This window comes from Rhizobium sp. CB2179 (genome assembly GCF_057653455.1).
Genome location: NZ_CM172781.1, coordinates 3,331,951 through 3,358,483, shown reverse-complemented (window position 1 = coordinate 3,358,483; position 26,533 = coordinate 3,331,951). Strand labels below are relative to the sequence as shown.

Genomic DNA, 26,533 nt, shown 5'->3' with positions numbered 1-26,533 from the left:
TCTCAACAGCATGATACCACTATCCAAGTAAGATCTAATTATGCTGATGCAGCGAGAACGGCGACCGCATTATGGCAACCAGCCGGGAAGCAAAGTTGAGGACCCGCCGGGGTGGTTGGCGGGTCCTCCAGTAGGAATGCTTGCACAGTGCGTACGTATGATTGCAGTTAAAATCGACATTGTCGAAGTTCATTATTGGGGTAATTCTTTTTTATGTAGATTACTCCATTTTTTAGCAATTACTATTCTGTTTTAATATAAAATTTTGTAGTACAAAATAGTGGAGATAGTCGTCAGGCCTCCTGCGAAATCGCCGCAGAGCATTCGCCAGACCGATCGATCTCAGACAAGCGGCTGAGCAATGCCTCCGTTCTAAAGCGAGACCAACCGCCAACCAACGGGAGAAGCGGGTCTATCTCGTCGAATTTCCTGAGATTCTTTTGCTTTTGTTCCCTCGCTGGCCAGACTTTCGATAACGCCCTGCGTGAGGCTCTGTTGGCTTTTGTAAAGATCAATCTGGTGAGGATGCCGGAGGCGAGCATTGGGCCATGATGATAAATGTGTCTGAGCGAGGTCGCAGCGCTGGACCAGTCTTTCAAAGCGGCAAATTTTGAAAATGCATAAAGATGCGCCGACGCGCGGGCGCAGCAGACGACAAAAGCTGGTAGAGTTTCATTATCGATGGCTTACAGGGTTGTTTTCGGCACGAAGGTCGCGAGGATCGGGCCAGCAGTGCGATCGTACGGATAGAGGTTCGCCGGGCGAAGTCATTCAGGTTGCAGAATGGACGTTGGACCGGGCGTTTTGCATCGGCATGGGGCCGGCGTTGATGATCATCGATGGCGGGGCAGTTGTGCTCGACGAGGAGGGGCGGCCGGATTTCGGGCTGCTGCAGCGATCGCTGGAAGCACCCGGCAAGAAAGCTGGCAATCACACCTGTGCACCGATGGATACGGATCAGCTTCCTCACAGGTAGATGATAACCGTCTTTTTGGCGGCGCGCGTCACTTTTGCACCGGCAATCTATCGACTACGAACAGCTGCTGGCTAGAAATATCTTTGTCGAATAACCATTGCTCCATTTATTGAAACTCAAACGTCCATCTTGGTGTAACTTCCTTGCGATCGTGTGGACTTCGGAGTTGAGAGCTTGAAGAAATCGGCAAAAAGTGAAGTAACTGTTGCTGTTGTAATCCCGGCCTACAACGCGGAACGAACTCTGGCTGAAACAATCAGCAGCGTTCGCAATCAAACGCATCATGCGCTCGATATCGTCGTGGTGGACGACGGTTCTAAGGACGATACCCTGGCTGTTGCGCAAGAAATCGTTAAAATTGATCCGCGCGTGCGAATATTGAAACAAAGAAATTCAGGCGTCGCTGCTGCTCGAAATGCGGGTTGGCGCTCCACCCCTGCCGACCTAGTGGCATTCCTAGATGCTGATGACCTTTGGTCACCTGATAAAATTGAGCGACAATTGGTGGCATTGGAGACAGGCGGCCCACAAGTTGGGCTAGTCTACACGTGGTATGCGATGATCGACCACAAGAATTACGTCATTTACCGGAGCAATGAGATTTCTGTCGAGGGAGATGTGCTCGACGAAGTACTTGCCAAAAACTTCATCGGAAATGGAAGCTCGCCACTCGTACGACGGAATGTCCTCGACGCGACGGGAGGATTTGACTCCTCACTCCAACAGCGCGAGGCGCAGGGATGTGAAGATTATCTCTTCTACTGCCTTGCCGCTGAACTCTCGCATTTTGTAGTGGTGCCGGATCATCTTGTCGGCTATCGCCAAACCCCCGACAACATGTCAGCCAACCTCACGCGAATGCTTCGGTCCTGGATTCTGGTCGCGGATGAAATGCTAAAAAGACACCCGGAAAGGGGCTTTGCAATCCGGGCCGGCCTACGCGGCTGCGGCCGGTGGCTCGCCCAGAGGGCGGTTGAACAAGGCCGATACCGCGCGCTCATCGGACTTGTGGCTACCATGTCGCGACATGATAAGCCAATTGCCGCCAAGATGCTTGTGGTCGACGCGAGATCAAAGGCAATGAAGAGCCTCAAGAAAAAGGCCCGGTCATGGCTGAAGCAGGAACCTTATTTCTCTCCAAATCCCAATCATCGCTTTGCTCTAGGAACAAAGTACGATGCGGGTTGGACGGTGGCCCCCCCCCATTCTTGTCTCAGCCAAATAGCAGATTTGCAAACTCTGACTGGCTGATCCCGCGAAAGACCTCCTGTCTTTTCAATGCGAGCTTATCGGCATCCGCCCGCACCGTGCCACCGACGCAGCTTAACCCGATCCGGTAACCACATTGTTCGGCTATGTCCCGGATAGCGGGGTCGAAGTCGCCGTACGGATAAGCGACCGCCAGCACTTCTCGACCTAGACGTTTTTCAAGCATTGCTTTGGCGCCAGCAAGCTCTCGCAATAGGCTCTCCGGTGCCAGGGCAGATAAACGCACGTGCCGGACACCGTGGGCGCCCAGCGTCACGTCGCTGTTCGCGACTGCCGCAAGTTCCTCCCAAGTTAGCAGTGGAGCTGGCGATCCATAGGCCGAATCCCATATTGCCGAGCCGCCGACCCGATCGGTTGGGACAAAGAGTGAGGATGGGAAGCCGTATCGATGGAGCAGTGGGAGGGCATGCGTCATGAAATCGCGTGTAGCGTCGTCAAAGGTCAGAACTAATGTCTTTTCGGGCGGTTTGGCACCTTCATCGAAACAAGCAAGCAGCCGATCCAAAGTCATCCCGCGCCATCCGGCGTCGCGCAGGAAGGCCAGTTGAGTTTCGAAAGCCTCCGGAGACTGGCGGTATCGAGCAAGCTGTTCAGCACCGTCGTCCGAAACCTGATGATACATCAAGATCGGGACATCGTTCCAGTCGGCGGCCGCTTCCACAACTTGCCCCCCTCTCCAGCGTACTTGGCTGGCGACCTGAAGAGGCAAGGGTTGCGCCGTGTTTACTTCCACGCGTGTGGGCTCAAGGAAGCCCCCGTGCTCCACCTTCTCGAACCTTTGGATTCTATAGAGCGGACTCTTGGCTTCGACCGAGAGAGTTAAATCCGGATGCTGGTCAAACATCTCACCTATGCCGACCGCACCGAATTCATGCGGCCACCCAAATCCAGTCTCATGCGGCATATCAATCAGGAGGTTGGCGTGGGCAGTAACGAACCAACCACCCGTGCGAAGACTGCCCGCAATCTTATCGACTATCTGCTGGAGTTTTTCTCTGTTCTCGAAATAGTACAGAACTTCACTGCAGACGATGAGATCGTAAGGCCCTTCTAGCGCGTCGCTCAAAAGATCCAACTGCCGATAGGCTACCGCGGAACCATGGTCCTGAAGCGAGGCCGCTCGAGCGACTGCCGACGCCGAAATGTCGGTCGCCAGCAGGTTGTCGACGCGGGGGGCCAACATCCGTGTAAAGGTTCCTTCCGCGCAGGCCAGCTCAAGGCCGTTTGAAAAGCGCCGATCGTCCAACAACGAGAGTGTTTGAAGATATTTCACAGTCTCATAGTTGTTTCGGTAGTCCCAAGGGTCTACCTGGGAAAACAGCTCCTCCCAGTACGCCTCCGTATCGTATCTCGGCACCTCATCGCCCACTGGGCCGGTTTTTTTCGACGGCATCTCCATGGACATCTGCGTTGAGGCTGCAACCGCCCGCTGGCTTTCCTCTTCAACGATTCGATCGAATTCGGCGCGCCCGGCGTGCGCCATGCCTGATATCGAGTCGACACGTGTTGGTGTCGGCTCTTTCTTGCTCCACCAACCCGTTACTGTCTTTGCTTCGGCCCAATATGATACTTTCGCCATGAGCTTCAGCACCTGTTGAGCTACTCCGCTGTAGCTTGGCGCTGCCACGCTGGCGGCGGCGCGCCCGTCATCCTGATCAGAAAGATTGACGAAGCCATCTTCTGCCAACAAAGCTGCTGCTGGGTGGTTCAGATCGTCGAACTCCGGGCCGAACTCCCTCCTAAGTCGATTTCGTATAGCATCCGCTTCGATTGCTCCGAAGACAACAAACTCCAGTTGCCCCAGCAGCGTCGAACCTCGCCAGATGCAACAGCGCAACCGCTCAATGCCGGGCAAGATAAGGTCGACGATAGGTTGATCCAAATCAATTGGCTGTATCCTTGTTCTCCCGATCGTGGTGGGCACGTTGGTCGGCAGCTGGTCAGCGACCTTTCGCTCCAGTGAACGAACCAACAGGGAACCAAAAGCTTCTTGGGGAGCATGCCGATCAAGCCAGGCCTCTAGGTCCGGAAGCTTGTCCTGGATCTTCGACCAGAGTCCGGGCCAGATCGGCTCGTCGGGGAAGGCGCCGACCACAATCCCGTCTATCATTATTGCGCAGAACGCGTAGACATCGGCGTCAGGTGGGATAGGCTCTGCCACCCGCTCAAGCAGTTCGACAGGATTGTCGCCCTGACCTATTGAGGCGCCGACAAGCCAGATCGCGAGATACCAGCACGCCATTCCCAAAGCAGCTTTTGTTATTCCCTGGGCGAGCGCCGGCACCGGATAGGCAATGCGCGGATCGGAATTGTGGCCGCGCCGGATCACCTGAAGACCAAAATCGAGATGCTTAACCCTGTTTGACGACAGCGAACCGGCCGCTACGCTAACGTCAGCCATCAGGCCTTCGACCGGCGCGAATTCGGCGCCAGCTCGAGCGAGACGCTGCCACAGGTCCCAATCCTCGCACATTTTCATCTCTGGATCGAAGCCGCCGACTTCTGCAAGCCGGGACCGGCGAAGCAAGGCGGCGTGGATCGCGAAGGGGCAATAGCGCGCTGTTTCGGCAAACGGATTGTCCATTTTTACTGCGGGGTGAGACTGCCACCAGGGAGCACCATTTTTCAGACGGCGCCAACCGCAATGCAGAATGTCGGCCTGCGGCAAAGTTCGTGTGTGATTCAGCATGGTTTCGAGATGGAAGGGTGCCAGCGCGTCGTCTGAGTCGAGAAAGACGACCCAGTCGCCTTTCGCCTGTGCCAGGCCCGCATTGCGAGCAGCTGAAACGCCGCTCTGCTCCTGCCGTAGCACACGGAAGCGCGTATCCCGAGCCGCGAAACGGTCCGCGATCTCAGCGGTCTGATCGGTTGAACCATCATCAATGATGAAGCATTCCCAGTCGGGATGACTTTGCGCTATCAGGCTCTCCAAAGTCGAAGAAATCGTTGTTTCCGCTCCATGCGCCGGTGTGATGATGGAAACCATCGGCATAATTGTTGCTTCCTACGATAACGATCACGCTAGTGTACCGTGTCAGTTCGCGAGTATGATGATCTTTACTACTTTGAGGCAAGGTGTATTTAACCGGTGGCAAAAGTGAGCCGAAATGCCTGAACAGCTCAAGGATGATGCGCTTGATCGCGCGAAGCGACGGGACCAATACTGGCGCCGTGATCAGTGGAAGTCCTTGATCCACATCTGTCTGCAATGGAACGATTTGCTGTTAGAACTTCTGGCACGCGATCTGAAGATGAGATATCAACGGTCCGCAATTGGCCTCGGCTGGTCCTTGATGCGGCCATTGAGCCAGCTGCTGGTTTTTTCGCTGATCTTTCGTCACGTTCTGCCCCTAGATATTCCCCATTACACCACTTTCGTCTTTTCCGGCGTGTTGGCCTGGGGTTGGCTCAGCACTGCGGTACCCGCAGCGACGACTTCCATAACCGGCAGCAGCGAACTGGTGCGCCGGCCGGGCTTTCCGGTCGGCATACTTCCTGTTGTCGCAGTCATCACACAAGCAGTGCACCTTCTGCTCGCTCTGCCACTCCTCTTCATCATCTCGTTTATCGAGACCGGGGGCCTGACTTTGAGCGTCGTCGCACTTCCACTCGTCTTCCTTGCGCAGGCGCTATTCACGATGGGCCTGTCCTATCTTGTTGCGATTGCGCATGTCCACTTCCGGGATACTCAACATTTGGTAGGCGTAGTTTTGATGCTGGGTTTTTACCTGACACCCGTGTTCTACAGCCCACTTAAGGCGAGTGAGCCGATGGCGTTAATTCACACCTTGAACCCGATGGCCTGGATTCTTGAGGGCTACCGCGCCATTTTCGTCGAACACGCGTGGCCTCCCGTTGATATCTATTGGAAGACTGCGCTGATTTCTTTGCCGATGCTATTTGCTGGAATTTGGCTGGTCGAGCGTGGCAGCGCAAGCCTAGTGGACGAACTATGAGACAAGGCGCCATCACCGTCCACGACGTCGGCAAGCGCTACCGTGCGCAAGGGGGTGCACGCTCCACCACGTTGAAGGGTTACCTTTTGTCCGGACGGTCCGTGGTGCCGTCGAAAAGCTTTTGGGGCCTGCGCCACATCAGCTTCGCGGTTGCGCCAGGGCAAGCTGTCGGCGTGGTCGGGCTAAACGGGGCCGGGAAGTCCACTTTGCTGCGTCTGATCGGCGGCGTTGGTCGTCCCGACGAAGGGCAGATCAAGGTGATGGGTCGAATTGGCGCCTTGCTCGACATCGGGGCGGGCTTGACCGACGATTTGACGGGGCGCGAGAACATCTTCCTGCTGGGTGTTATCGCGGGAATGCGGCGGACCGAGGTTGCCGAGCGGTTTGACGAGATTGTAGCCTTCGCCGAGCTGGAGGCGGCCGTTGAGAACCCGGTTCGCAGTTATAGCACCGGGATGCGCATGCGCCTGGCATTCGCCGTGGCAGTCCATGTGCGCCCGGACATCTTGCTTATCGATGAGGCCCTCGCTGTAGGCGACCAAGCCTTCCAGCAGAAGTGCATTGCAAGAGTGAAGGAGATACTGAACGACGGCGCCACTATCTTCTTCGTGTCACACGACGTCTCGCAGGTAAGAGAAATCTGCGACTACGTGCTGTTCCTGAGAGGCGGACGCGTCGTGGGCTACGGACCAATCGACGAAATGCTCCCACTTTATACCTCGGCTGTCGAGGCGAAGGTCGCCAGTGTCCAGCACGAACCGTTCGGCGTTACAAAATTGCCCGTCGAGCTTGTGCCGCAGGTCAGCCGGTTCGGCAATGGCGAACTCCAGATCACAGCCGTAGCATTGCTGAACGAGCAAGGCATGCCGACAAGTACCATCGTTGCGGGCGACCGGCTGTCGATTTCACTGACCTATGTGGGCGCCACCAGAGATCGCAACGCCGTTATCGTCATCGGCATCTATGCGGCGGACGATACGTGCTGCTTCGAGACCGACAGCAAGTTGGCCGAATTCGCCCCTCTCGTAGATACGGACACGGTGCGCATCGAAACAACACTCAATCGTATCGACCTGGCGCCAGGCGACTATCGCGTTACGGTGGGCCTTTTTTCGGCAGACTGGCAGCAGGTTTACGATTATCATGCTGAAGTCTATCCTCTCGCCGTGACCGGCCCCGGCCCAAGAAAGGGTATGCTGAATCCCCCGACACAGTGGCAGCAGGTGCAGGCGCGCCCCACCGCGACCTCGCCGGACCACGGCTCATTGGGGCAGCACAGCTTGGATCCGAACTCCTGATGCGCCTTGCGGTCCGAGACATCGACATTCTTGACCTTCCGCCAGATTTTGGGCCGACTGGTGACTATCAGGGTGCACTTGTGCTGATCCGGGTCGCCGGTCGTCCGTGCGGCCAAGCTGTGATCGCCTTCGACACCGATGGCGGCAAGACGCCAATTAAGGATCGGATTCTGTCTGCGGCCAGTTCGTCGGTGTTCGAGGCTTGGCTGAGGCATCGGCTGGCCCTCCCTGACCCGTCGCCGACTCCAAATCAGCTGCCGAAAGCTTCCGTCGTGATCTGCACGCGCGATCGTACCGAAGATCTGGAGCGCTGCCTCACCGGGCTTTTGGCTATGCCCGATAAGGCCGATATTCTAGTCGTCGACAATGCCCCATCGAACGAGGCCACGCGAGATTTAGTCGGGCGCTTCGATACTGTGAGATATCTGCGCGAGCCGCGTCCTGGTCTTGACGTCGCGCGCAATACTGCCCTTCGCAACACAGAAGCAGACGTCGTCGCCTTCATCGACGACGATGCGGTCCCCGACCCGCTATGGCTTAGAACCTTGCTTCGCAATTTCGAGGACCCCCTGGTGCTGGCCGTAACCGGCCTTACTATGGCGTCCGAGCTGGAAACGGACTCGCAGATCGCCTTTCAACATTTTGGCGGTTTTTGCCGTGGTTTCAGGCGTCAGGTCTATGACGCCTACAACCTGGACCCTTTCACCGGATGGCATGCGGGTGCCGGTGTCAACATGGCATTGCGCCGAACGATGGTTGACGTGGTGGGGTGGTTCGACGAGGCCCTCGACGCTGGAACACTAAGTCTGGCTGGTGGCGACACAGACATGTTCCGGCGCGTGCTCGAAGCCGGGTATCGGATCATCTACGATCCCGAAGCTCTGAACTGGCACCGCCATCGTCGCTCAAGCAAGGAACTTCAGCAGCAGATGTATGGCTACGAGGCTGCATCGCTCGCCATCTTGACGAAGGCCCTCGTGTTCGAGGGAAACCCGCGCGCGCTCCCTCGCATGGTTCGTTCGTACATCAGGCTTTTTCGGCGATTGTTTCAACCTCGACGGACACACCAATTCAGCCTGCCTTACAACGACGCCTTAACCCAGTTCAGAGGGGCTGCGAGCGGCCCGGTTCGTTATCTGAGGGCGCGGGCGCGAGCAGTGAAGGCAGGGCATAAGCGTGGTTGACATCAGCGTTATCATACCAACCCATAATCGTGCTGCCATGCTGAGATCGCTTCTGGGCAAGCTCGACGCCCAGCGAGATGGGACCCCAGCGTTCGAAGTCCTGGTTGTGGCTGACGGGTGTGAGGACGACACGTCGACAATGCTCGCGTCGCTTCGTACCCGCGTTCCGCTTCGTACCCTGTCGTTGCCGGGCGTCGGTCCGGCACTCGCCCGCAATGCGGGGTCGCAGGTCGCGAGCGGCCGTTTATTGATCTTCCTTGATGACGACATTGAGCCCGGGGAAAACTTCGTTGGGGCGCACGTCGTTGAACATCAGCGCCACCCTGGGGGCGTAGTGATGGGCCCCTATCCGCCACTTCCGCACATTGCAAGGGACCGCTTCCGCCTCAGCGCGCGCGCATGGTGGACGAGGCACTTCGAGCGCGTGTCCCTCCCTGGACATCAGTTCGCCTTTACCGATGTGCTGACAGGAAACCTTTCGCTGGATGCGGAACTATTTCACGCAATGGGCGGCCTCGATCCTCAATTCGCCCGTGCACGAGAAGACTTCGAATTTGGTCTGCGTCTGATCAAAAAGGGAGTTCCAATTCGTTTTGCTCCTGACGCATTGGGCTATCATCTCGAACATCAGACGGCGACACTGACCGGAAAGATGGTGCGCAGGCATCAAGAGGGACGCTCCGATGCCTTGATGGCTCGCAAGCACCCCGACATACAGCGGCGGCTCGAGATTCATCGGTTTGCCGGAAAAAAGGGGCGGAAAAAACGTCTGCAAAGGATCATCGCTACCCGCGCCGGTTCTGTCCTTGACCCCCTCGTCAAGGCTGGCCCCCGCGTCCTCCAAATGTTGGAAAAGGCTGGCCTTCGCAGGCTCTATGAGAAGGTAGAGCGACAGCTCAATGGATATCATTATCTTCGCGGCGCCGCGGAAGTTTTGGGTGAGGATTGGCGGCTTCCGACGGATCCGACAGCTTCCGCTGACGAAATCGAGGTGCTCGAGATCAATCTGGACCAAGGCCTTGAGGCAGCCGAAGCTATGCTGGCGGAACGCCGACCCCTCGCTGCTCGTATCGTGAATGGGACGGTACCCGTCGGCGACATGGGTCACCAGATCGGCGCCGAACCGTGGGACGCACGGCATCTCCGTCCGTGGCTGAACGGCCAGGCAATACGCGGATATCTTCCTGTGGCGCTTGCCGAATGGCAGATTCAGCCGAACAACGTCCCCCCGCATTTGTCCGACTTCACATTGAACACTCTCAATAACCCCGGTTTCCGCGCGCATATAATCGAACAGCACGTCCAATGGATGCAGGCGAAACTGAGTTCAGCACTCTATGACAATACGACTAAATCGTAGCGGCCGACGCTGCTGCGGCCGAGTGCCAGGTTCAGACGCCCTACCGCGCTCATGCCGATGCGCCTGCCGTGGGGCAGTTCCGGCTGTCGAGTACGGCACGCTCGGCGAGTGCCGCCGCCGTCTCAGGCCTTTCGATTAGGCTTGTCCTACGGGAAGACCATCCGACAGGAAGACCACGAGCCCATCGGAGACCAGGAGCGAAACGGCATCACGGTGAGAGGTGGCGAGATCAAGATAGTGAATCGATATGAGAAAACTTATATCCTTCAGATCGGACGGAAGTGGTTCCCGCATCATCACTCTCTCAATCACGTCGTGAACATACGCCATCTGCAGCTGGGACGAGAATCTCGAAAGTCATAGTTTATTCCGCGGCGTGCCTCATTTGGTCCCTGAACCAGTCGAGAGTCATCGCCACGCCCTGTTCGTAGGTGATGTTGCACGACCATTCGGGCATGACATAGTGCGCATTGGTCAAATCAGGCCGTCTGTTCGTGGGGTCCTGCGGTGGTGACGGCTCGAAGACGATCGGCACGCCGCCAACGAGCCTGGAGACATATTGCGCGACCTCGAGAACCGAAATCTCGCGATCATTGCCGACGTTCAGAGGCCCCTTATAGTCGGTTTCATTTATCCAGAAATATCGCGCGAAACCATCGACAACGTCATCGACATAGCCCCAACTGCGTGACTGAAGACCGTCACCGAACACGGTAATCGGGCGACCCGAAAGCGCCTGGGTGATGAAGTTGGAGACCGCGCGCCCATCGTCGGAGCGTGTCCGGGGACCATAGATATTGAAGGGGCGAACGATCTTGACGTCGAGCCCCTGGGTACGCTGCATCTCGAACAGCAGCGACTCAGTGCACCTTTTGCTTTCGTCGTAGGACGAGCGCGGTCCGGTGCAGTCGACCTGACCCTTGTAGGATTCCGGCTGCGGCGACACCAGAGGATCGCCATAGACTTCGGAAGAGGAGGTGAAACCGAAACGTCCGCCCTTCTTCAGCAAGTCGAGCAACCGGAATGCCCCGAGAAGATTGGCGGAGATCGTTCTCTTCGGCTCCTTCATGTACCACGGCGGCGATGCGGGGGATGCAAGGTGATAGATTTCGTCGAACTTATCCGAGGTCTGCAGCGTCTCGACATCAGATTTCACGAAGTGGAAACGGGGGTCCCGGATGTGCGCGATATTTTCGAAAAGCCCGGTCCAGAGGTTGTCAACAACGACCAGCTTCTGGACGTCCTTCCTCAGCAAAAGTCGATCGCACAAGTGGGATCCGATGAAGCCAGCCCCGCCAGAAATCAATACGCTTTTCATTGCTTCGTGCCTCGTGACTTGAGATTAAGCTGCTTGCTTATTAGCATCACCTGTAATGCATGACAATTATTTAGAAGAGTTCTAAGAATTACTCACTTATTAATGTCAATTGTTAAAAGTAACCACTTTAAGGTGTTTCTGACGAGCTGCGCTCGACAACGAGCAGCCGGGCCGGACCGGATGCTACAGATGTTCGTCGCGCGATCATCGTGACCTGCCCAATCTCGACCATCCGTTCCATGAGACGGCCGCGACCATTTGCGGATCGATCGGAGGAATCGGCATGGTATCGAGAACCTCTCCAACGAGTTCCGGATCCAGGGAGCTGAGGTTGCCTGTGGAAAGGAGGGTTCCGAATGTGTGTTATATTTTCGAAAGGTCCGGTGCAAAGATTGTCAACAACAACCAGTTTCTGGGTATCATTTTCGAAGTAGAAATCGTCACATAAATGCGATCCAATGAAGCTGACCCCGTTTCTCACATCGTTTCGCCTCGTTACTTGAGAATATATTATTGTTATTACAGCGATCGACGGTTTAGTATGGGCACGAAGTCCGGGGTGGATCGGACTTTGGTCTGAATTTCGCGCGCGTGGAAACGTCGTCATGGAAGTCGACAGCGCTTCTGGTTCGGGACGCTTATCTCGGCTTCCCGCCATTCGTGGTGACGCTGGGCTTGCTATCGATTGCCCGAGACCGGCAGGCGTTACATCGAACAATACCGTCGTCTGGCGCTGGGCAAGGGGCGCTTGGTTTTTCGAGATCGCAAAGCCGGTTCTCACCGGGTCGTTCTGGCGCGGCTGACCGGCTTCGTGCAGCGTATCAAGCCTTGATGATTGAGGTCAGCCCTCCGGGGGCGACGCAAACCGGCTCGCATCGAACAGGTCTGTGGCGGCGACCGGAATGATATCCTCACCTGACGTCGCGACATTGACCTCACGATGAACCGTGCGGGGGGAAACGCGAGGCGCGTTCAATCCCATTACTTCGCCGGGAGAATGCAGCGCCCATTTCATCAGCGCCGCGTCGGACGTCGATTCAAAGAAACTTGCTTCTTCCCAGGAAGCGGTCATGGGCAGGGAGGCGATCATATCAGCGCCCTGCTTGGAGGCCTGGTGTGCAACACGGAGGGGTTCGAAGCGGGCGTAGGCCGGCAATGCAGGCGCCGGCCTGTCCGGAAGAACATCAATTGGGCCGATCGACGCAGTCTCCAGTTTGTCATCTGCGCCCGCGTCGTGCTTGAGGGCGGGCGGGCGCATCGCCGGTATCGGAATCGGCAAAGATGAAACATCCCCAGCGGACCGTTTGTCGTCACGCTCGACCGCGCCGGTTTGCAGCGCGAGCGCATTCAATGCCCGGCTTCTGGGCGCGGGCAGAAGCGCCGTCACGAGCTTATTGTCTGTGGTGTCGCCGTTCGGCCTGGCCGACGCGCTCACGTCTTCGTCTTCTCCCGCGGTGCTGGCGATCTGGATCGAGGTGGGGCCGCCGCGCTTCTTGTAGTTTGCAACCGCCTGATTGTATCCCGGCAGCGGCCTGCCATCGGCCGGGAGATGGATCGTCTGCCCATTCGGGAATATTCGAGCGAGTTCCTGCCGGGACATGCGGGGCCAGGCCCTGACATTGCCGACATCGAGATGCACGAAGGGCGATCCCGAGGTAGGGTAATATCCGACACCGCCGACCTGCATCTGCATTGCAAGCGCACGCAGCGTCGAAAGCTTCACGCCGGGAACGTAGAAGTCCATCGCCTTGCCCAGCATGTGCTGGCTCTTCTTGGCGACGCCCGTGATGCGCGAGCGGTTGCGGAGCATGTTGTTGGTGGTGGGCGAACGATAGGCGGAGACGATGTGGATGTAGTCCTTGCCGCCGCTGCGCTTGTACACCTCCCAGACCAGGTCGAGCAGCCGGGGATCCATCCGGGTCGGCTCGTTCCTTCGCCAGTCGCGCAGAAACCGATTGATCTGGGTGAGGCCCTTTGGATCGAACTTTCCGTCCCGCTTGTAGGTGATCGTGGCCCTCTCGCCTGTATGGGTAAAGAACAGCTTCAGGGCCCGATCTTCCGCCGAGGCAAATGTTGCGGAGCCGACAAGTGCGGGCAGCGCAAACAGAGCCGGCAGAATGGTCTTTGCGACGAACCGTTCCGCACGCGACAGCAGTGTGGCAATTCCGCCCAAGGCTCCGCCCGATAATCCTTGCACTGGATACTTCAACACGAACAATTCCGTCCTACACCAAACACTCGACGGTGTGCGGGAATCTCCGCATCCATCACGCTTAGTAAAGCCAGCTTATGGTCAACAAATTGCTAACGAGCGGATGCGTATGCTCGGCGAAGTGAGGATGCGCGTCATCACAAGCGCAATCGGACCCTACGCCCGCGAGAGGAGAGCATCGAGCGCATTCTGTGCTGCTCTGAAATCCCCGCCGCTCTGAAACGGTTACAACCGCTCCCAACCTTCAGTCTCCCGGAACACGCGACCTCAACTCCCGCCTAGCGGCTGACCAGAACATGCATCGACCTTAAACCCGGATCAATCAATAGGGCGGGCCAGTTGGGAATGAGGCATCCGATGCGCTGCTAACCGCCAGCCTCGTCGATCGGTGGAGACGCGACGCCTTGCCCAGAAATGCGTACCTCGGTCGGAACTGGAAAAGTTCGCTGAACAAACTCTGGCTATGTCCTTAGAAGTTTGGACTATCCTCATGGCCCTCCAACTCAGGACACCCCCTGATGTTGCCGAAACCGATCGTTCGCCGGTCGCCCGATTCATCCAGACCACTGAGCACGATGACATTGTCATCCTGCTGTATAATCTCGCTACGATAGATGCCGGCCCGAAGCGCCCGGTTTTTCGCCTGGCTTATGTTGCATTGCCCGGGCGGCGGAGTGACGTGCCAGTATCTCGTCCCTTGCCCATCCGAGTGCCATCCGCCCGAAGCTGCGAATCCTGACAGGCTGGATAGCAGTATCCCAGACGCCAATATTGCGCTGCCTAGAACCAGTTTCATGTAACCTCCGTAAGCTGCGGCAGGGCTGGTCTTCATTCTGCTTGTCCTGTTTTCAACGGACAGCCGGGTTTCCCATGGCGTCACCACATTAGGTGGCTCGCGCTAACACTGTGCTAACGCCCGCTTCGGCGGCAATTTCCGGATACTAAAAACAAAGGTTTTTTTCGACGCGGTTCGCCTTGTGCTACCGATGTCACCGCTCGGAGGAAGAGCAAGTAAAGGGAAATATTTCAATAATTTCAATGTGTTTGTGGCGCACCCGACAGGATTCGAACCTGTGACCTTTGGAATCGGAATCCAACACTCTATCCAGCTGAGCTACGGGTGCATGCCTAAGGCGGTTTGAATCGCCTGTCCGATGGGTGGTTCTTAGCCTAGCTTGCGGCTGGCTTCAATCGCGAAATTCTCAGAAATACGGGTGCTTGCGCTTTGAAGGGTGTTTTTATCCGTCGGCCCGGGGAATGCTTACAAAAATCTCCGCCGGCCTTGCGGGCGGCGGAGTGTGTTTGTCGCGAGCTGTCGCTTTGTGGCGGTCAGATCTGCATGGCGCCGGGGCCGGGGATGGCCTTTGACGGTACCTTGCCGAGGATGATCATGCCGAGGACCTCGTCCTTGGTCACATCCTCGGTGCGGGCGTGGCCGACGACCTGGCCGTTCTTCATCACCGAGACGCGGTCGGCGAGGTCGAAGACGTCGTGGATGTCGTGGCTGATGAGGAAGATGCCGATGCCTTCCTTCTTCAGTTGCTTGATCAGCTCGCCAACCTGCGCCGTCTCCTGGGGGCCGAGCGCTGCCGTCGGCTCGTCCATGATCAGGATGCGGGCGTTGAAGAGGATCGCACGGGCGATCGCCACCGATTGCCGCTGGCCGCCCGAAAGCGCCTTCACCGGCTCCTTGAAGCGCTTGAAGTTGGGGTTGAGGCGCCCCATCACCTCGCGGGCCGAGGCTTCCATCGCCACGTCGTCGAGCGTGCCCCAGCGGGTCTTCAGCTCGCGGCCGAGATAGAGGTTGGCGGCGGCGTCGACATTGTCGGCGACGGCGAGCGTCTGGTAGATCGTCTCGATCCCGTATTTCTTGGCATCGCGCGGATTGCGGATATCGGCAGGCTCGCCGTTGATCAGGATCTCGCCGCCATCACGCTTGTAGGCGCCGGAGAGGATCTTGATGAGCGTCGACTTGCCGGCGCCGTTATGGCCGAGCAAGGCGACCACTTCGCCGGGGTAGAGATCGACCGAGGCATTGTCCACGGCGTGAATGCCGCCGAAGGAGATCGAGATGTTTTTCAGTTCCACGAGGGGAGTGCGTTGATCAGCCATGTCTGGGGCTCCTCTCACTTGGCACGGGCGCGGTAGACGGTGTCGAGCCAGACCGCCACGACAAGGACGGTGCCGACGACGACGCTCTGCAGCGGCGTATCGACATGCGCGAGCACCATGCCCGACTGCAGCGACTGCATGACGAGCGCGCCGAGCATGGCGCCGGCGATGGTGCCGGTACCGCCTGCCAGCGACGTTCCGCCAATGACGGCGGCGGCGATGGTGTAGAGCTCGTCGAGCGTACCCTGCGAGTTGGTCGCGGCATTGAGGCGGGCGGTGGAGATCGCCGCTGCTATGGCTGCGAGAATGCCCATCAGCGCGAAGATGCGCACGGTGACCCAGCGGGTCTTGATGCCGGCGAGCTCGGCCGCTTCGGGGTTGCCGCCGATTGCGAAGACGTAGCGGCCGAAGCGCAGCCTTGTCGCGATGAAGGTCATGATGATGCCGACGACGATGGCGATCAGCACCGGCACGGCGATACCGTAGGGGATATCCAGGCCGGTCTCGGGCCAGGGAATATTGTTGGTCTCGGCATATTTCTTGGCGATGTTGATCGGCCAGTAATAGCTGTTGGCGATCCAGACCGCGCCGAGGATGAGCACGCAGCTCAGGATGGCGAGGAAATATTCAGCCCACATCGGCCGGCGGGGGAAACCGAAGCGCCGGCGCTGCCGGCGCGAGCCGACGATGCTGGCGATGACGAAGAGGCAGGCGCAGATGCCGACAATCCAGCTCCAGGTGGCGCCGATCGAGCCTTCGGCACCGCCGCCCATGATGCGGAAGGTCTGGTCCATCGGCGCAACCGTCTGGCCGCTGGTGACGAGCCAGGTGGCGCCGCGCCAGACGAGCAGGCCGCCGAGCGTGACGATGAAGGAGGGAACGTTGAGGAAGGCGATGATGATGCCCTGGAAGGCGCCGATCAGGCAGCCTGCCGCCAATCCGACCAGCAGCGTGATCGCCCAGGTGAAGGGGCTGTCGAAACCGATATATTCCGGCAGGATCTTGGCCTGCGTCACGCCCATGATCATGCCGCAGAGGCCGAGCACGGAACCGACCGAAAGGTCGATGTTGCGGGTGACGATGATCAGCACCATGCCCGTCGTCATGACGGCGATGTCGGTCGTCTGGACCGAGAGGTTCCAGAGATTGCGCGGAGTCAGGAAGAGGCCGCCGGTGATGATGTGGAAGCCGATCCAGATGATGATCAGCGCGCCGATCATGCCGAGCAGACGCGTGTCGATCTCGGTGGCGCGGAAAAAGCGGGTCACCGGACTGGCTTCCGCCGCTCGCGGTCCGCTTGATGTTGTGGATTTTACCATTTCGGCCATGGGTTTGCCGTTCCCCCACTTTGTTTGGACGGACGCGCCGGCGTGCTAGAGGCTGCCATCGGCGTCATGCATCTGTTCTTCAACTCACCATCGCGATGCTTCCGGAAGCCGGTCGCGTGGCGTCGCGACACCCTTCCGGCAGGGAATGAAAACCCGCGATGGTGCGGCGAGGCGGAGAAAACTTCGTCGTTGGAATTCTCATCCGCATCCGGCGCCGCAACGGTGTTTCGCTGCGGCGCCGGCAATTCCAGTTTACAAGCCCTGGCTTACTTGCAGGCAGCGACGCTGTCGGCCTTGACGCCCTGGCACGCTTCCGCCTTGGAGATCCAGCCGGCGTCGATGACGACGTTCAGATTGTCCTTGGTGATCGCAAGCGGCTTCAGGAAGACCGACTGCATTTCGACGCCCTTGGGGCCGCCCTTGAAAGCCTGGGCGCCGTCGATCTTGCTCATGTCCTTGCCGCCGGCGAGGTCGAGAGCGATTTCAGCGGCGCGCTGGCCGAGTTCGCGGCTGTCCTTCCAGACGGAAACCGTCTGCGTGCCGAGAGCGATGCGGTTGAGGGCCGCCTTGTCACCGTCCTGGCCGGAAACCGGAACGGAGCCGGCGAGGCCCTGTGCGTCGAGAGCAGCGATCGCGCCACCGGCGGTGCCGTCATTCGAGGCGACGACGGCGTCAACCTTGTTGTTGTTGGCGGTCAGGAACTGCTCCATGTTGCGCTGAGCGTTCTCCGGCAGCCAGCCGTCGGTATAGGCTTCGCCGACATTCTTGATCTTGCCGGCGTCGATGGCGGCCTTCAGGACTTCCTGCTGGCCCGAGAACAGGAAGTCAGCATTCGGATCGGAAGACGAGCCCTTGATGAAGACGTAATTGCCTTCCGGCTTGGCCTTGAAAACGCCTTCAGCCTGCAGTCGGCCGACTTCCTTGTTGTCGAAGGTAATGTAGAAGGCAGCTGGGTTTTCGATCAGGCGGTCGTAGCCGACGACGGGGATGCCTTCAGCGGCGGCCTTCTCGATGGCCGGGCCGATCGCATCGGAATCCTGGGCGAGAATGATCAGCGCGTTGGCGCCCTGGGAGATCAGCGATTCGACGTCGGTAAGCTGCTTTGCGGCAGAAGACTGCGCGTCAGCGGAAATATACTTGGCGCCCTTGGCTTCGAGAGCCTTCTTGATGGCGGCTTCGTCCGTCTTCCAGCGTTCTTCCTGGAAATTCGACCAGGAAACACCGACGACGAGATCGGCAGCCATGGCAGCGGTATGCACGGAAACGAGGATGGCAGCACCTGCCATCAATTTCAAAATAGACTTCATAATGTCCTCCCGAGTGGATTGCGACCGGCCCAGCCCATGCTTCCTCCGGCCACCGCGAATAGCTGTCGAGAAAGGTTCGGATTTTTTTCTCGACAGTCGAGAAATTTAGTGTCAGAGATTTTTTCAACTGTCAACACTGCACTGCCAGCTTAATTTCCTTGCGAAACATCGGCTGGAGATGCAGTGGAAACCACGGGAAGAGCAAGCAGGAGGAGAGGGCGGCATTCATGCTGACCAAATCGAGCACGGAGCTGGTCCGGCAGAGAAACAGCGTGCTCGTGCTGTCCGTGCTGCGTCGCCACGGTGCGCTCGCGCATACCGAAATATCCGATTTCACCGGGCTGTCGTCGGCCACCATTTCGGCGATCACCACTGAGCTGGAAAAAGCCCAGATCATCGAAAAGTCGGAACATCAGCCGGCAAGCGGCCGCGGCCGGCCACGCGTGCTGCTGCGCCAGCGGCGCGATTGCGGCTATCTTATCGTCGTCATCATCTCCTCGGATGCGGTGCAATATTCGCTGGTCGATTATGCCGGCAAGCTGATCGACCGCTTCAGTGAGGAACGTTCGCATGATCCTGCAGGCGCTGCCCGCTTCGTCGCTGCGGTGCGGGCCGGGCTTTTGCGTATTCTCGATCGTTCGAAGATCAGCCAAGAAAAGGTGCTGCTGATCTCGATCAGCAGCAAGGGGCTGGTCAATTCGACGGAGCCGGTTCTGGTATGGTCGCCGATCTTCGGCAGCGACCAGATCGATTTCGAATCGGCACTCCGGCCGGAATGGCAGGCCAAGGTGATCCTCGACAACGAGACGCTGCTGGTCGCAGCCGCGCTCGGCGCGCGTGAGGAGATGGTGAAGGGCGCCGATTTCCGTTCGCTCGCCGCCCTTTCGCTCGGCCACAGCGTCGGGCTTGGCATCGTCAGGCGCGGCAACCAGACGGGCCAGGAGATATCGGCGCCGAATTTCGGGCACATGCTGCACATGGCCAACGGTGGGCTCTGCCGCTGCGGCACCCGCGGCTGCATCGAGGCCTATGCCGGTTTCTACGCGATCCTGCGCAGCGCCTTCGAAGTGCCGCTCGATACGATCCCGGCAAAGTTCGTGCCGGTGGCGGAACTGGACAAGATCGCCGCAAAGGCGCGCCAGGGCCACCGCGTCCCCGCCTTTGCCTTCCGCCAGGCGGGGCTGGCGCTCGGCAACGGGCTGTCGCGCATGCTGAGCTTGACGGAGCGCATGCCGATCGCCATCACCGGGCCGGGCACGCGTTATTACGACCTTCTTCGGCAAGGGATCGAAGAGGGTCTCGGGCAGTCGCATATTGTGCGCATGGAAGGCATGCCCGAGATCAGGGTGGTGGCCGACGAGCAGATCCTCGTCTTCGAAGGACATCTGAACCGGGCGCTGTCTGTCATCGACGAGGATATCGTTCTCTCGGGCGTTCAGGGAATCCAGGCATCGGCGATTATTCAGGAATCGGGTTGAGGGTTTCTTTGAACCGACGTGTGGTGATTGCAGCAGCAACGGGCCAGTCGGTAGTATGCGACTTTGAGGGGTGTGCCGTGCCAGCCCCCCTCTGGCCTGTGTCCAGCCGATAGATGGGTAACAGATTGAACCGGATAGATGGGTTACAGTTCTCCCCCTTGTAGACCAGTGTCCGCCCCTGCGCCGGCTGGTCGGGGTTGCAGGGCGCTGGGGCGGACAAGCCGCTTGGTCTTCTTGTCGATGATGCCGAGCGGATGGGCATGGAAGCGTAGCGTCCAGATGCCCGCTTCACTCTCCTCGATCGCCACGACCTCGCCGGCCAGCGCTGCTGCGACATAGACGAGGTCACCGTTCCATTTGATCTCGCCATTGGAGCGCACCCGGCGCACCGCCGCCTCGGCCGGATAGTCCGGTTCAGGCAGGCGGTCGGGCAGGCGCCGCAGTGATGGTCGGTAATGATCAGCAGGCACGTCCATAGCGAGCGCCTCGTGTGGACGCTCGGCGTTGTAATTCTGGCGAAATGCGTCAAAGACCGCCTGCTGCGCGGCATGGTCGACCTCCGGCGCCATGGCCAGCGGCAGCATCGTCAGATGGAAGCGTTCGTGGCGGCCGTTCTGCTGCGGTTTGCCCGGCTGGATGCGCTCCAGGCTGATGCCGAGCTTGATGAACCGTACAGCAAGCGTCGTCAGCCCGGTGACGCCGATCGCCGCGAAGGGCGAACCGTTGTCGCTGCGAAAGCGCTCCGGCAGTCCGTGCTCGGCAAACAGCCGCTCGAACACCGGCCAGGCCTCTACCTCGGCCGGCGTCGCGCAGGCTTCCAGCGCCAGCAGAAAGCGGCTCGCCGTATCCATCACCGTCAGTGGCTCGCAGCGCCGCCCATCGCGGGTCCTGAACCAGCCCTTGTAATCGGCGCTCCACACCGCATTGGGCCCGTTGGCCGGCGCGAACGGGCCGCAACCAGCCGCCCGCCAGCGATGCCGCCGGCGCCCGACCAGCCCGTGTCGCTTCAGGATCTCGCCTATCGTCGAGGCCGCCGGCCAGCAAAGCTGCGGCGCCGACCGCTTCAGCCGCGCCAGCACCTTCTTCGGCCCCCACTGCGGATTCGCCTCCTTCTCCGCCACGATCCGCGCCACCAGCTCCGCCGCCGTTGCCCGCCCGTGCTCAAGCGGCGCCCGCGGCAGGTCGATAAGCCCCGCAGGGCCGAGCGCCCGATACCGCTCCAACCATTTGTAGCCCGTCTTGCGCGATATCCCGTAGGCCGCACACAGCGCCGTCATCGTCTCCTCGCCCGCAAGACATTCCCCAACAAAGCGCAGCCGCTCGTCCATGATGCCAGTCTCTCTCCAAACCATCGCCGGGCCCTCCCGGCTGCTAGAGAACTGTCACCTATGTAAACGGTCCGTTCTGTTACCTATCTATCCGGGTCGGACACCTGCCGGCCATCTCCCCCACAGGTGGGGAGATCACAAGTGGCTAAACCTTACCGCCCGTCTAGCGTTTCGTCGTGCTGTGACGCCTGTTGTCGGGCGAGCAAGCGCGGCCAGCCAATCTCCCCACCTGTGGGGGAGATGGCCGGCAGGCCAGAGGGGGGCGTTGCGGCACGCCGTTCACCAAAAGATCTCTGAAACGCGAAATGGCCGGGCAAGTGCCCGGCCATCTCATGCATGGCTTCCGGCCGGGAGAGGGCCGTCAGCCGATCTTGATGAGCTTGCCTTCCTTGACGGACTGGACCGCGGCATCGGCGAGTGCCAGCGCTGCGAGGCCATCGGCGCCTGATGGAGAGATCTTGGAGCCCTTCTCGATCGCGGCGATGAAGCTGGCGATCTCGTTTGCATAGGCTTCGGTATAACGGGTCATGAAGAAGTCATGCAGCGGCGGGCGGGTGTAGCCTTCGCCGTTTGCGACTTCGATCGAGACCGGGCGCTGGTTTTCGGCCGAGACGAGGCCCTTGGAGCCGTGCGCCTCGATGCGCTGATCGTAGCCGTAGGTGGCGCGGCGGGAGTTGGAGATGATGGCCTGCTTGCCGGATTTCGTCTGCAGGATGACCGAGACGCTGTCATAGTCGCCAGCTTCGCCGATCGCCTTGTCGACGAGCACCGCGGCGGTCGCGAAAACCGACACCGGTTCTTCGCCGAGCAGGAAGCGGGCCATGTCGAAGTCATGGATCGTCATGTCGCGGAAGATACCGCCGGAGCGCTTGATGTAATCGACCGGCGGGGCGCCGGGGTCACGCGAGGTGATCGTCACCATCTCGACATCGCCGATCTTGCCTTCGTCGATGACTTTGCGCACCGCCATGAAATGCGGGTCGAAGCGGCGGTTGAAGCCGACCATCAGCTTGGCGCCGGTCTCTTCCACCACCTTGATGCAGGCCTTGACGCGGGCGACGTCGAGGTCGATCGGCTTTTCGCAGAAGATCGCCTTGCCGGCGCGGGCGAAGCGCTCGATCAGGTCGGCATGGGTATCCGTCGGCGTGCAGATGACGACGGCGTCGATATCCTTGGCTGCCTCGATCGCCTCGATGGTGCGGACCTCGCAGCCATAGGCGGAGGCGATCGCGTCGGCTGCCTGCGGAAAGGCGTCTGCGACCGCAACGAGCTTTGCATTGGCGTCGCCGCTGACAGCCTTTGCATGAACTTTGCCAATGCGGCCGGCGCCGAGAAGACCAAATCTCACTGTCATTCTAACCTCCCTTGAATTCGGAACAAATAAACCGAACTGCCAAAATTATGGAATTTTCATTCCACCTTCTGTGGACCGCGTCAAGCCCGCGGATCTTTCACATTTGCAAGATTCGAACCAGGCCTGTCCTGGTCGGATTGAACTATTCTGCCGGAGCAGGTTTTGGTCAGGGCAGAGCCGATCGCTTCTGATCCTGGCGGAAAGATGCCCGGCCTTTCAGCCAAGAGAATACTTTAATCTGACCAGGAAAGGCTCTAGAGACAATCACGGCATGGGCCGAAGGCAGTGCGACAAATGCGACCGCGGGGCAGGAATGCAACTCATAGATCCGAATCATCCGGCATATCGGCGCCTCTGGGTGCGAATTGCCATTGTTGCCGTCTGCTTCGGCTGGGCCGTGGTCGAACTTGTCACCGGCGATCCGTTCTGGGCGGTGCTGGCCGGCGGGGCAGGCGCCTATTCCTTCTATATATTGTTCTGGACCTTCAATCCGCAGCCTCCGGCCATCGAGCTGCCCGTGCAGCCGGACCCCGAGGACGAGGACGAACCCGCGGCGGCCGCTGAAAAACCTCCTAAGGACGGGCAGGCGGAATAGTCAGCGGCTCAATCGCCGCAGCGCTTCGTCGATCAGCAGATTGGCCAGCATCATGCGCTTCGTCGCATTGTCGCGAAAGAGCAATTCTATGCCATCGGGATGATTGGCGCGCGTGAAGGCGCGGCGCTTTTCACGGAGCGTCAGCGGCCTACCGGCACCTTTGGTTCCGCGTGCTCATTGTCGTCGTCTGTTTTGGATGGGCGATCGTCGAATTCGTCGGCGGCGACCCTTTCTGGGCGTGCTGGCCGGCGGTGCGGGTGTCTATTCCTTCTATATGCCGATCTGGCTATATGCTGATCTGGCCTTCGATCCGGCGCCGCCCGAGACTGCAGTCGTCACACCCGATGACGCGGACGGGAACGAGCCGGCAGGTGACGAAGAGAAGAAGGCCGAATAATCAAAGCGTGCCGCGATCTTTCCGATGCGCGCCACGCTTGACGTCTGGCTTGATACTCTCGCAAAACCGACGCACGGCTTCGCGTGCAGCCAGCCCGATCCCCGGCGCATTCCCGTCCTGTCAGAGTGACAATTCCTTGGCTTGCGCGTCGATCTTTTCGCAGGCATTCCCGAATGGATCGTGCATCGGTACCAGCGGCGAAACGCCGAGCAGGAGAAGCGCCTTCAAATGTGACCAGCCACCTCCCAGCAACGGCGCAAAGGATGTCATCACGATGCGTTCCTTGCCATAGAGACGCTCGTACTCTGGAAAATTGCAGAAGTTCTCGTGATTGCTGTTCTTCAGATGGAAGGACTCGGCCTCAGCACCTTCGGCAAGGATAGCTTCGTGCGTATCGAGCATGACGGCATAGTACTCGATCGATACGTCGGCGGCGGGAGTGACCGATGCAATCGTCGTGCCGTTCACGAGGTCCTTTACCTGGATCAGAATGCCGTTCAGGTGCAGCGCATGGCCAGGCGACAGATAGAGATCCGAATGGGGTGCGTGCCCGCCCAGTGCGTGGCGTGAAACCCGGATAGGCACGACGTCCTTCTGCCAGCGCGCGCCGCTCTTCTTGAAGCTTTGGCGGCCGACCCACTTTACGGAACGCGTGCTACCGTCAGGAAGGGCAACGCGATCGCCGATGCGCAGATCCTCGACAGGCTTCTCACCGCAATCCGTGAGGATCGCCGTTCCCCGCAGGAAACATTGTGCGCCGCTCCCGCTGCCGCCACCGCCACTGGAGCCACCACTTCCGCCTGAGCCACCGCTCCCGCCAGAGCCTCCACCGGAGCCGCCCCGTCCCCAAAGCCGCCCCAGCGCATTGGCCGGAGAGGTGGTAATTGCTGCGGCCAAGGCGGCCACGCCGGCAATACGAGCTCCGGCGGCTGCGGCTACACCTAGAAAATGTCTGCGCGCAGTGTTGCGTGGTAGCTTCGGATCTTCCGTAGATGACATGTCGGCGCTCTCCTGAAAAACATTTACACCACCCTATGTTACACTGGGTTGTATCGCATTCAATTTCGCTAAATTGCGCTAGGTCCTACCGAAAAGGGCGTAGGCATGGTCTATTGGGGTCCCGAAATACGCTATTGCCGCTGCCAAAAAGCGGGAGATTTATCTGCTACCCGAACGCGAAAGAATCAAACTGATTACCATGGCCACAGGTTGAAACGCAGGAAAAGCAGCCCATATAGAATTCGCGAATCGAGCCGGAAACGGCGGCTCTTCCAAAGCCTCGGAACGTTTGTCTGCGTTCGAGAAAGCTTCAGCTGTGCGGCAGCCGGCGCATCGCCTCGTCGATCAGCAGATTGGCGATCATCATGCGCCTGTTGGCATTGTCGCGGAAAGGCTCTGCGATGCCATCAGGATGATTGGCCTTGGCAAAGGCGCGCCGCTTCTCGTTCAGCGTCTGTTGGGTATCGGCGGCAGCGATCGCGAGTTCCGCGGCGATCTCTTCCGGAGCGATGCGGGCGAGATGGTCCGGCATGACGGGCTCGGGTGGGGGCGCAGGCGCCGGTTCCTCCGCGATCGCGGCGGCGGGATCGAGTTCCAGATTGTCGAAATAGGCCTGGCCGACGCGTTGCGAGACGGCCGAGACGCCCTCCATGACATCGAAGGCAAGCCCGGTGCCAAGACCGGAGACGCGATGGACGGCCGGCGCTTCGGCGTCTTCGGCCGTCTCGTCCTCCGCCTTCAGCCGCTCGAGGACTGATTGAAATACCGACCGTCCGAACAGCATCCCGCCTTCCTTGAGAGCATTTCCGTTTTTCTTCGAACCACGGAAATGCTCTATCTCCTTGTTCACGCAATTCCTGGGAAAGTCGCTTCGCGCTTTTCCCGGCAAAACCGCTGCACACTTTTGCTGGAATTGCTCGAGGCGCATTAAAAGAGAGCAAGATGGTGCAGGGCTTGCGGGTGTCGTCAGCCGGCCTGCTTGCGGCTCTCCTCAAGGATGATGTCGTAGAGCAGCCTTGCGCTCGGCGGCAGCGCCCGTTCCCTCGCCGTGATCATGCTGTAGGGCTTGACGTTGATGTCGAAATCGATCGGCAGCATGCGCACATCCGAGGCATTCGAGCCTTGGCTGGCAAGGAACTGGGCGACGTCGACGGCGACCGGAGCGATCGCATCGGTCTCGCAGATGATGGCGCAGGTCAGAAGCAGCGAGGAGGTGTTGACGATGTTTTCGGGCAGCGCCACGCCACGCGACAGGAAAACGTCCTCGATCGTGCGGCGCAGCAGCGTGCCGGGCGGCTGGAACACCCAGTCGTAATCCCTGACGTCGGCGAGGCTGCTCATCTTGTGCTTCATAAGCGGATGGCGGCTGCGCACGATCAGGCAAGCCCGCTCGATGCCGATCTCCGTCACCTCGAACAGGCGCGGGTTGAGATCATCGGGAATGCGGCCGATGATGAAGTCATGGCGGGCGGCGAGCAGTTCGCGGGCAAGCACATTGCTCGTCTCCACCTGGATGTTGATTTCGATGCCGGGATAAGCCTTGCGCACCTTGTTGATCGCCGGCACGACGAGGCTCATGGCCGGCGCGGTCACCGCGCCGATGAAGACCGAACCGCCCTTGCCGCTTTTCAATTCGCCAATCTCGCGGCTCGCCTCGCGCAGTTCCAGGAGGATCTTCCGAGCCCTTCGGGCAAGCGCTGCGCCGAAGGTCGTCAGAACCACGCCGCGGGCCACCCGCTCATAGAGCGACGTCTTGGTGATCGATTCCATTTCGGACAACATCCGCGATGCGGCGGGCTGCGAAATGTTCAGGACTTCCGCAGCTGCGGAAATCTGTCCGCTATCTTCGATTGCGACGATCATGCGCAGGTGATTCAGCTTAAGTCCTGCACGCAAAAGGCTGTCATCGCCGAAATTATCGCTGTGGATATCGACGTGATCCATCAAAAATGGCTCAGAAATAACCGTCATGGTTGCAACCTCCTCGCTGCGCTCCATCAAAAGTAATACTTTTTAACGATATACCAAAATTGTTATGCACGTTAGCACTTATTCTATTTGA

19 protein-coding genes, 1 tRNA gene and 6 pseudogenes are annotated in these 26,533 nt (G+C 59.2%); 10 read left to right on the top strand and 16 right to left on the bottom strand.

What is annotated here, in order from left to right; genetic code table 11:
- Positions 1-293 precede the first annotated feature (293 nt).
- Positions 294-677: pseudogene (locus AC244Q_RS16785) on the bottom strand (glycosyltransferase family 2 protein); the annotation flags it as partial.
- Positions 678-814: 137 nt separating this feature from the next.
- Here AC244Q_RS16785 and AC244Q_RS16780 point away from each other — a divergent pair.
- Both AC244Q_RS16780 and AC244Q_RS16775 read left to right on the top strand, forming a co-directional pair.
- Positions 815-931: pseudogene (locus tag AC244Q_RS16780) on the top strand (non-homologous end-joining DNA ligase); the annotation flags it as partial.
- A gap of 219 nt (positions 932-1,150) precedes the next feature.
- A complete protein-coding gene (locus AC244Q_RS16775) occupies positions 1,151-2,227 on the top strand; it encodes a glycosyltransferase family 2 protein (protein WP_245460522.1) in 1,077 nt (358 codons plus the stop codon).
- On the opposite strand, the gene AC244Q_RS16770 is transcribed toward AC244Q_RS16775, so the two are convergent.
- Entirely contained in the window at positions 2,190-5,237 is a 3,048-nt protein-coding gene (locus AC244Q_RS16770) for a trifunctional glycosyltransferase/class I SAM-dependent methyltransferase/polysaccharide deacetylase (RefSeq protein WP_113546068.1), read from the bottom strand. The genes AC244Q_RS16775 and AC244Q_RS16770 overlap by 38 nt on opposite strands.
- Positions 5,238-5,352: 115 nt before the next feature.
- Here AC244Q_RS16770 and AC244Q_RS16765 point away from each other — a divergent pair, with 115 nt between their 5' ends.
- Genes AC244Q_RS16765 through AC244Q_RS16750 form a run of 4 tightly spaced genes read left to right on the top strand, consistent with a single transcriptional unit; the run spans position 5,353 to position 10,043 of the window.
- Complete coding sequence (locus tag AC244Q_RS16765; protein WP_012758593.1) at positions 5,353-6,201, top strand: ABC transporter permease; 849 nt, start codon at positions 5,353-5,355, stop codon at positions 6,199-6,201.
- A complete protein-coding gene (locus tag AC244Q_RS16760; protein ID WP_113546067.1) occupies positions 6,198-7,499 on the top strand; it encodes an ABC transporter ATP-binding protein in 1,302 nt (433 codons plus the stop codon). Before AC244Q_RS16765 ends, AC244Q_RS16760 begins: the two co-directional genes overlap by 4 nt.
- Positions 7,499-8,683 carry a glycosyltransferase family 2 protein gene (locus AC244Q_RS16755; protein ID WP_113546066.1) on the top strand — a complete coding sequence of 395 codons (1,185 nt, stop codon included), beginning with the start codon at positions 7,499-7,501 and terminating at the stop codon, positions 8,681-8,683. Before AC244Q_RS16760 ends, AC244Q_RS16755 begins: the two co-directional genes overlap by 1 nt.
- The gene (locus AC244Q_RS16750; RefSeq protein ID WP_113546065.1) at positions 8,676-10,043 is read left to right on the top strand and encodes a glycosyltransferase; all 1,368 of its coding nucleotides are present in this window, start codon (positions 8,676-8,678) and stop codon (positions 10,041-10,043) included. Before AC244Q_RS16755 ends, AC244Q_RS16750 begins: the two co-directional genes overlap by 8 nt.
- Before the next feature lie 20 nt (positions 10,044-10,063).
- Here the strand turns inward: AC244Q_RS16750 and AC244Q_RS16745 are convergent.
- The 3 genes and pseudogenes from AC244Q_RS16745 to AC244Q_RS16735 form a co-directional block, all read right to left on the bottom strand.
- Positions 10,064-10,379: pseudogene (locus AC244Q_RS16745) on the bottom strand (glycosyl transferase); the annotation flags it as partial.
- A gap of 28 nt (positions 10,380-10,407) precedes the next feature.
- Positions 10,408-11,361: an NAD-dependent epimerase/dehydratase family protein gene (locus tag AC244Q_RS16740; RefSeq protein WP_012758588.1), complete on the bottom strand. Its 954-nt coding sequence runs from the start codon at positions 11,359-11,361 to the stop codon at positions 10,408-10,410.
- A 337-nt stretch (positions 11,362-11,698) separates the two neighbouring features.
- Positions 11,699-11,842 (bottom strand): annotated as a pseudogene (locus AC244Q_RS16735) (NAD-dependent epimerase/dehydratase family protein); the annotation flags it as partial.
- A 155-nt stretch (positions 11,843-11,997) separates the two neighbouring features.
- Between AC244Q_RS16735 and AC244Q_RS16730 the strand changes: the two are divergent.
- Positions 11,998-12,181, top strand: a pseudogene (locus AC244Q_RS16730) (ABC transporter permease); the annotation flags it as partial.
- A 21-nt stretch (positions 12,182-12,202) separates the two neighbouring features.
- Here the strand turns inward: AC244Q_RS16730 and AC244Q_RS16725 are convergent.
- The 6 genes from AC244Q_RS16725 to xylF form a co-directional block, all read right to left on the bottom strand.
- Entirely contained in the window at positions 12,203-13,579 is a 1,377-nt protein-coding gene (locus AC244Q_RS16725) for a peptidoglycan L,D-endopeptidase MepK (RefSeq protein ID WP_113546064.1), read from the bottom strand.
- Between the two features lie 463 nt (positions 13,580-14,042).
- Entirely contained in the window at positions 14,043-14,405 is a 363-nt protein-coding gene (locus tag AC244Q_RS16720) for a hypothetical protein (protein ID WP_245460520.1), read from the bottom strand.
- A 215-nt stretch (positions 14,406-14,620) separates the two neighbouring features.
- Positions 14,621-14,697, bottom strand: a tRNA-Arg gene (locus tag AC244Q_RS16715).
- A 205-nt stretch (positions 14,698-14,902) separates the two neighbouring features.
- Positions 14,903-15,685, bottom strand: a complete 783-nt coding sequence (locus tag AC244Q_RS16710) for an ATP-binding cassette domain-containing protein (RefSeq protein WP_003561812.1) — start codon at positions 15,683-15,685, stop codon at positions 14,903-14,905.
- Between the two features lie 14 nt (positions 15,686-15,699).
- Positions 15,700-17,013, bottom strand: coding sequence for a sugar ABC transporter permease (locus AC244Q_RS16705; RefSeq protein ID WP_012758585.1), 1,314 nt, complete (start codon positions 17,011-17,013; stop codon positions 15,700-15,702).
- 266 nt (positions 17,014-17,279) lie between these two features.
- The gene (gene xylF / locus AC244Q_RS16700; RefSeq protein WP_003542055.1) at positions 17,280-18,320 is read right to left on the bottom strand and encodes a D-xylose ABC transporter substrate-binding protein; all 1,041 of its coding nucleotides are present in this window, start codon (positions 18,318-18,320) and stop codon (positions 17,280-17,282) included.
- 227 nt (positions 18,321-18,547) lie between these two features.
- On the opposite strand from xylF, the gene AC244Q_RS16695 reads away from it, so the two are divergent.
- The gene (locus tag AC244Q_RS16695) at positions 18,548-19,798 is read left to right on the top strand and encodes an ROK family transcriptional regulator (protein WP_113546063.1); all 1,251 of its coding nucleotides are present in this window, start codon (positions 18,548-18,550) and stop codon (positions 19,796-19,798) included.
- Between the two features lie 143 nt (positions 19,799-19,941).
- Here AC244Q_RS16695 and AC244Q_RS16690 read toward each other — a convergent pair whose 3' ends face one another.
- Together AC244Q_RS16690 and iolG are read right to left on the bottom strand one after the other, a co-directional pair.
- Positions 19,942-21,150: a helix-turn-helix domain-containing protein gene (locus tag AC244Q_RS16690; protein WP_128406828.1), complete on the bottom strand. Its 1,209-nt coding sequence runs from the start codon at positions 21,148-21,150 to the stop codon at positions 19,942-19,944.
- A gap of 337 nt (positions 21,151-21,487) precedes the next feature.
- Positions 21,488-22,480, bottom strand: a complete 993-nt coding sequence (gene iolG / locus AC244Q_RS16685; RefSeq protein WP_012758583.1) for an inositol 2-dehydrogenase — start codon at positions 22,478-22,480, stop codon at positions 21,488-21,490.
- Positions 22,481-22,793: 313 nt separating this feature from the next.
- Between iolG and AC244Q_RS16680 the strand changes: the two genes are divergently transcribed.
- Together AC244Q_RS16680 and AC244Q_RS16675 are read left to right on the top strand one after the other, a co-directional pair.
- On the top strand, positions 22,794-23,075 hold the full coding sequence (locus tag AC244Q_RS16680; protein WP_026157448.1) for a hypothetical protein: 282 nt from the start codon (positions 22,794-22,796) through the stop codon (positions 23,073-23,075).
- Positions 23,076-23,245: 170 nt separating this feature from the next.
- Positions 23,246-23,472, top strand: a pseudogene (locus AC244Q_RS16675) (hypothetical protein).
- A gap of 120 nt (positions 23,473-23,592) precedes the next feature.
- Here AC244Q_RS16675 and AC244Q_RS16670 read toward each other — a convergent pair.
- The 3 genes from AC244Q_RS16670 to AC244Q_RS16660 all read right to left on the bottom strand — a co-directional run bounded on the left by AC244Q_RS16670 (position 23,593) and on the right by AC244Q_RS16660 (position 26,442).
- On the bottom strand, positions 23,593-24,471 hold the full coding sequence (locus AC244Q_RS16670; RefSeq protein WP_012758580.1) for a Hint domain-containing protein: 879 nt from the start codon (positions 24,469-24,471) through the stop codon (positions 23,593-23,595).
- A gap of 310 nt (positions 24,472-24,781) precedes the next feature.
- The gene (locus AC244Q_RS16665) at positions 24,782-25,255 is read right to left on the bottom strand and encodes a hypothetical protein (protein WP_128406827.1); all 474 of its coding nucleotides are present in this window, start codon (positions 25,253-25,255) and stop codon (positions 24,782-24,784) included.
- A 182-nt stretch (positions 25,256-25,437) separates the two neighbouring features.
- Entirely contained in the window at positions 25,438-26,442 is a 1,005-nt protein-coding gene (locus AC244Q_RS16660) for a LysR family transcriptional regulator (protein ID WP_020487016.1), read from the bottom strand.
- Positions 26,443-26,533 lie beyond the last annotated feature (91 nt).

Coding starts and splice junctions, on each gene's coding strand:
- AC244Q_RS16770 (WP_113546068.1), bottom strand. CDS start 5,237: ATGCCGATGGTTTCCATCATCACACCGGCGCATGGAGCGGAAACAACG.
- AC244Q_RS16765 (WP_012758593.1), top strand. CDS start 5,353: ATGCCTGAACAGCTCAAGGATGATGCGCTTGATCGCGCGAAGCGACGG.
- AC244Q_RS16760 (WP_113546067.1), top strand. CDS start 6,198: ATGAGACAAGGCGCCATCACCGTCCACGACGTCGGCAAGCGCTACCGT.
- AC244Q_RS16755 (WP_113546066.1), top strand. CDS start 7,499: ATGCGCCTTGCGGTCCGAGACATCGACATTCTTGACCTTCCGCCAGAT.
- AC244Q_RS16740 (WP_012758588.1), bottom strand. CDS start 11,361: ATGAAAAGCGTATTGATTTCTGGCGGGGCTGGCTTCATCGGATCCCAC.
- AC244Q_RS16720 (WP_245460520.1), bottom strand. CDS start 14,405: ATGAAGACCAGCCCTGCCGCAGCTTACGGAGGTTACATGAAACTGGTT.
- AC244Q_RS16710 (WP_003561812.1), bottom strand. CDS start 15,685: ATGGCTGATCAACGCACTCCCCTCGTGGAACTGAAAAACATCTCGATC.
- AC244Q_RS16705 (WP_012758585.1), bottom strand. CDS start 17,013: ATGGCCGAAATGGTAAAATCCACAACATCAAGCGGACCGCGAGCGGCG.
- xylF (WP_003542055.1), bottom strand. CDS start 18,320: ATGAAGTCTATTTTGAAATTGATGGCAGGTGCTGCCATCCTCGTTTCC.
- AC244Q_RS16695 (WP_113546063.1), top strand. CDS start 18,548: ATGCTGACCAAATCGAGCACGGAGCTGGTCCGGCAGAGAAACAGCGTG.
- AC244Q_RS16690 (WP_128406828.1), bottom strand. CDS start 21,150: ATGGTTTGGAGAGAGACTGGCATCATGGACGAGCGGCTGCGCTTTGTT.
- iolG (WP_012758583.1), bottom strand. CDS start 22,480: ATGACAGTGAGATTTGGTCTTCTCGGCGCCGGCCGCATTGGCAAAGTT.
- AC244Q_RS16680 (WP_026157448.1), top strand. CDS start 22,794: ATGCAACTCATAGATCCGAATCATCCGGCATATCGGCGCCTCTGGGTG.
- AC244Q_RS16670 (WP_012758580.1), bottom strand. CDS start 24,471: ATGTCATCTACGGAAGATCCGAAGCTACCACGCAACACTGCGCGCAGA.
- AC244Q_RS16665 (WP_128406827.1), bottom strand. CDS start 25,255: ATGCTGTTCGGACGGTCGGTATTTCAATCAGTCCTCGAGCGGCTGAAG.
- AC244Q_RS16660 (WP_020487016.1), bottom strand. CDS start 26,442: ATGACGGTTATTTCTGAGCCATTTTTGATGGATCACGTCGATATCCAC.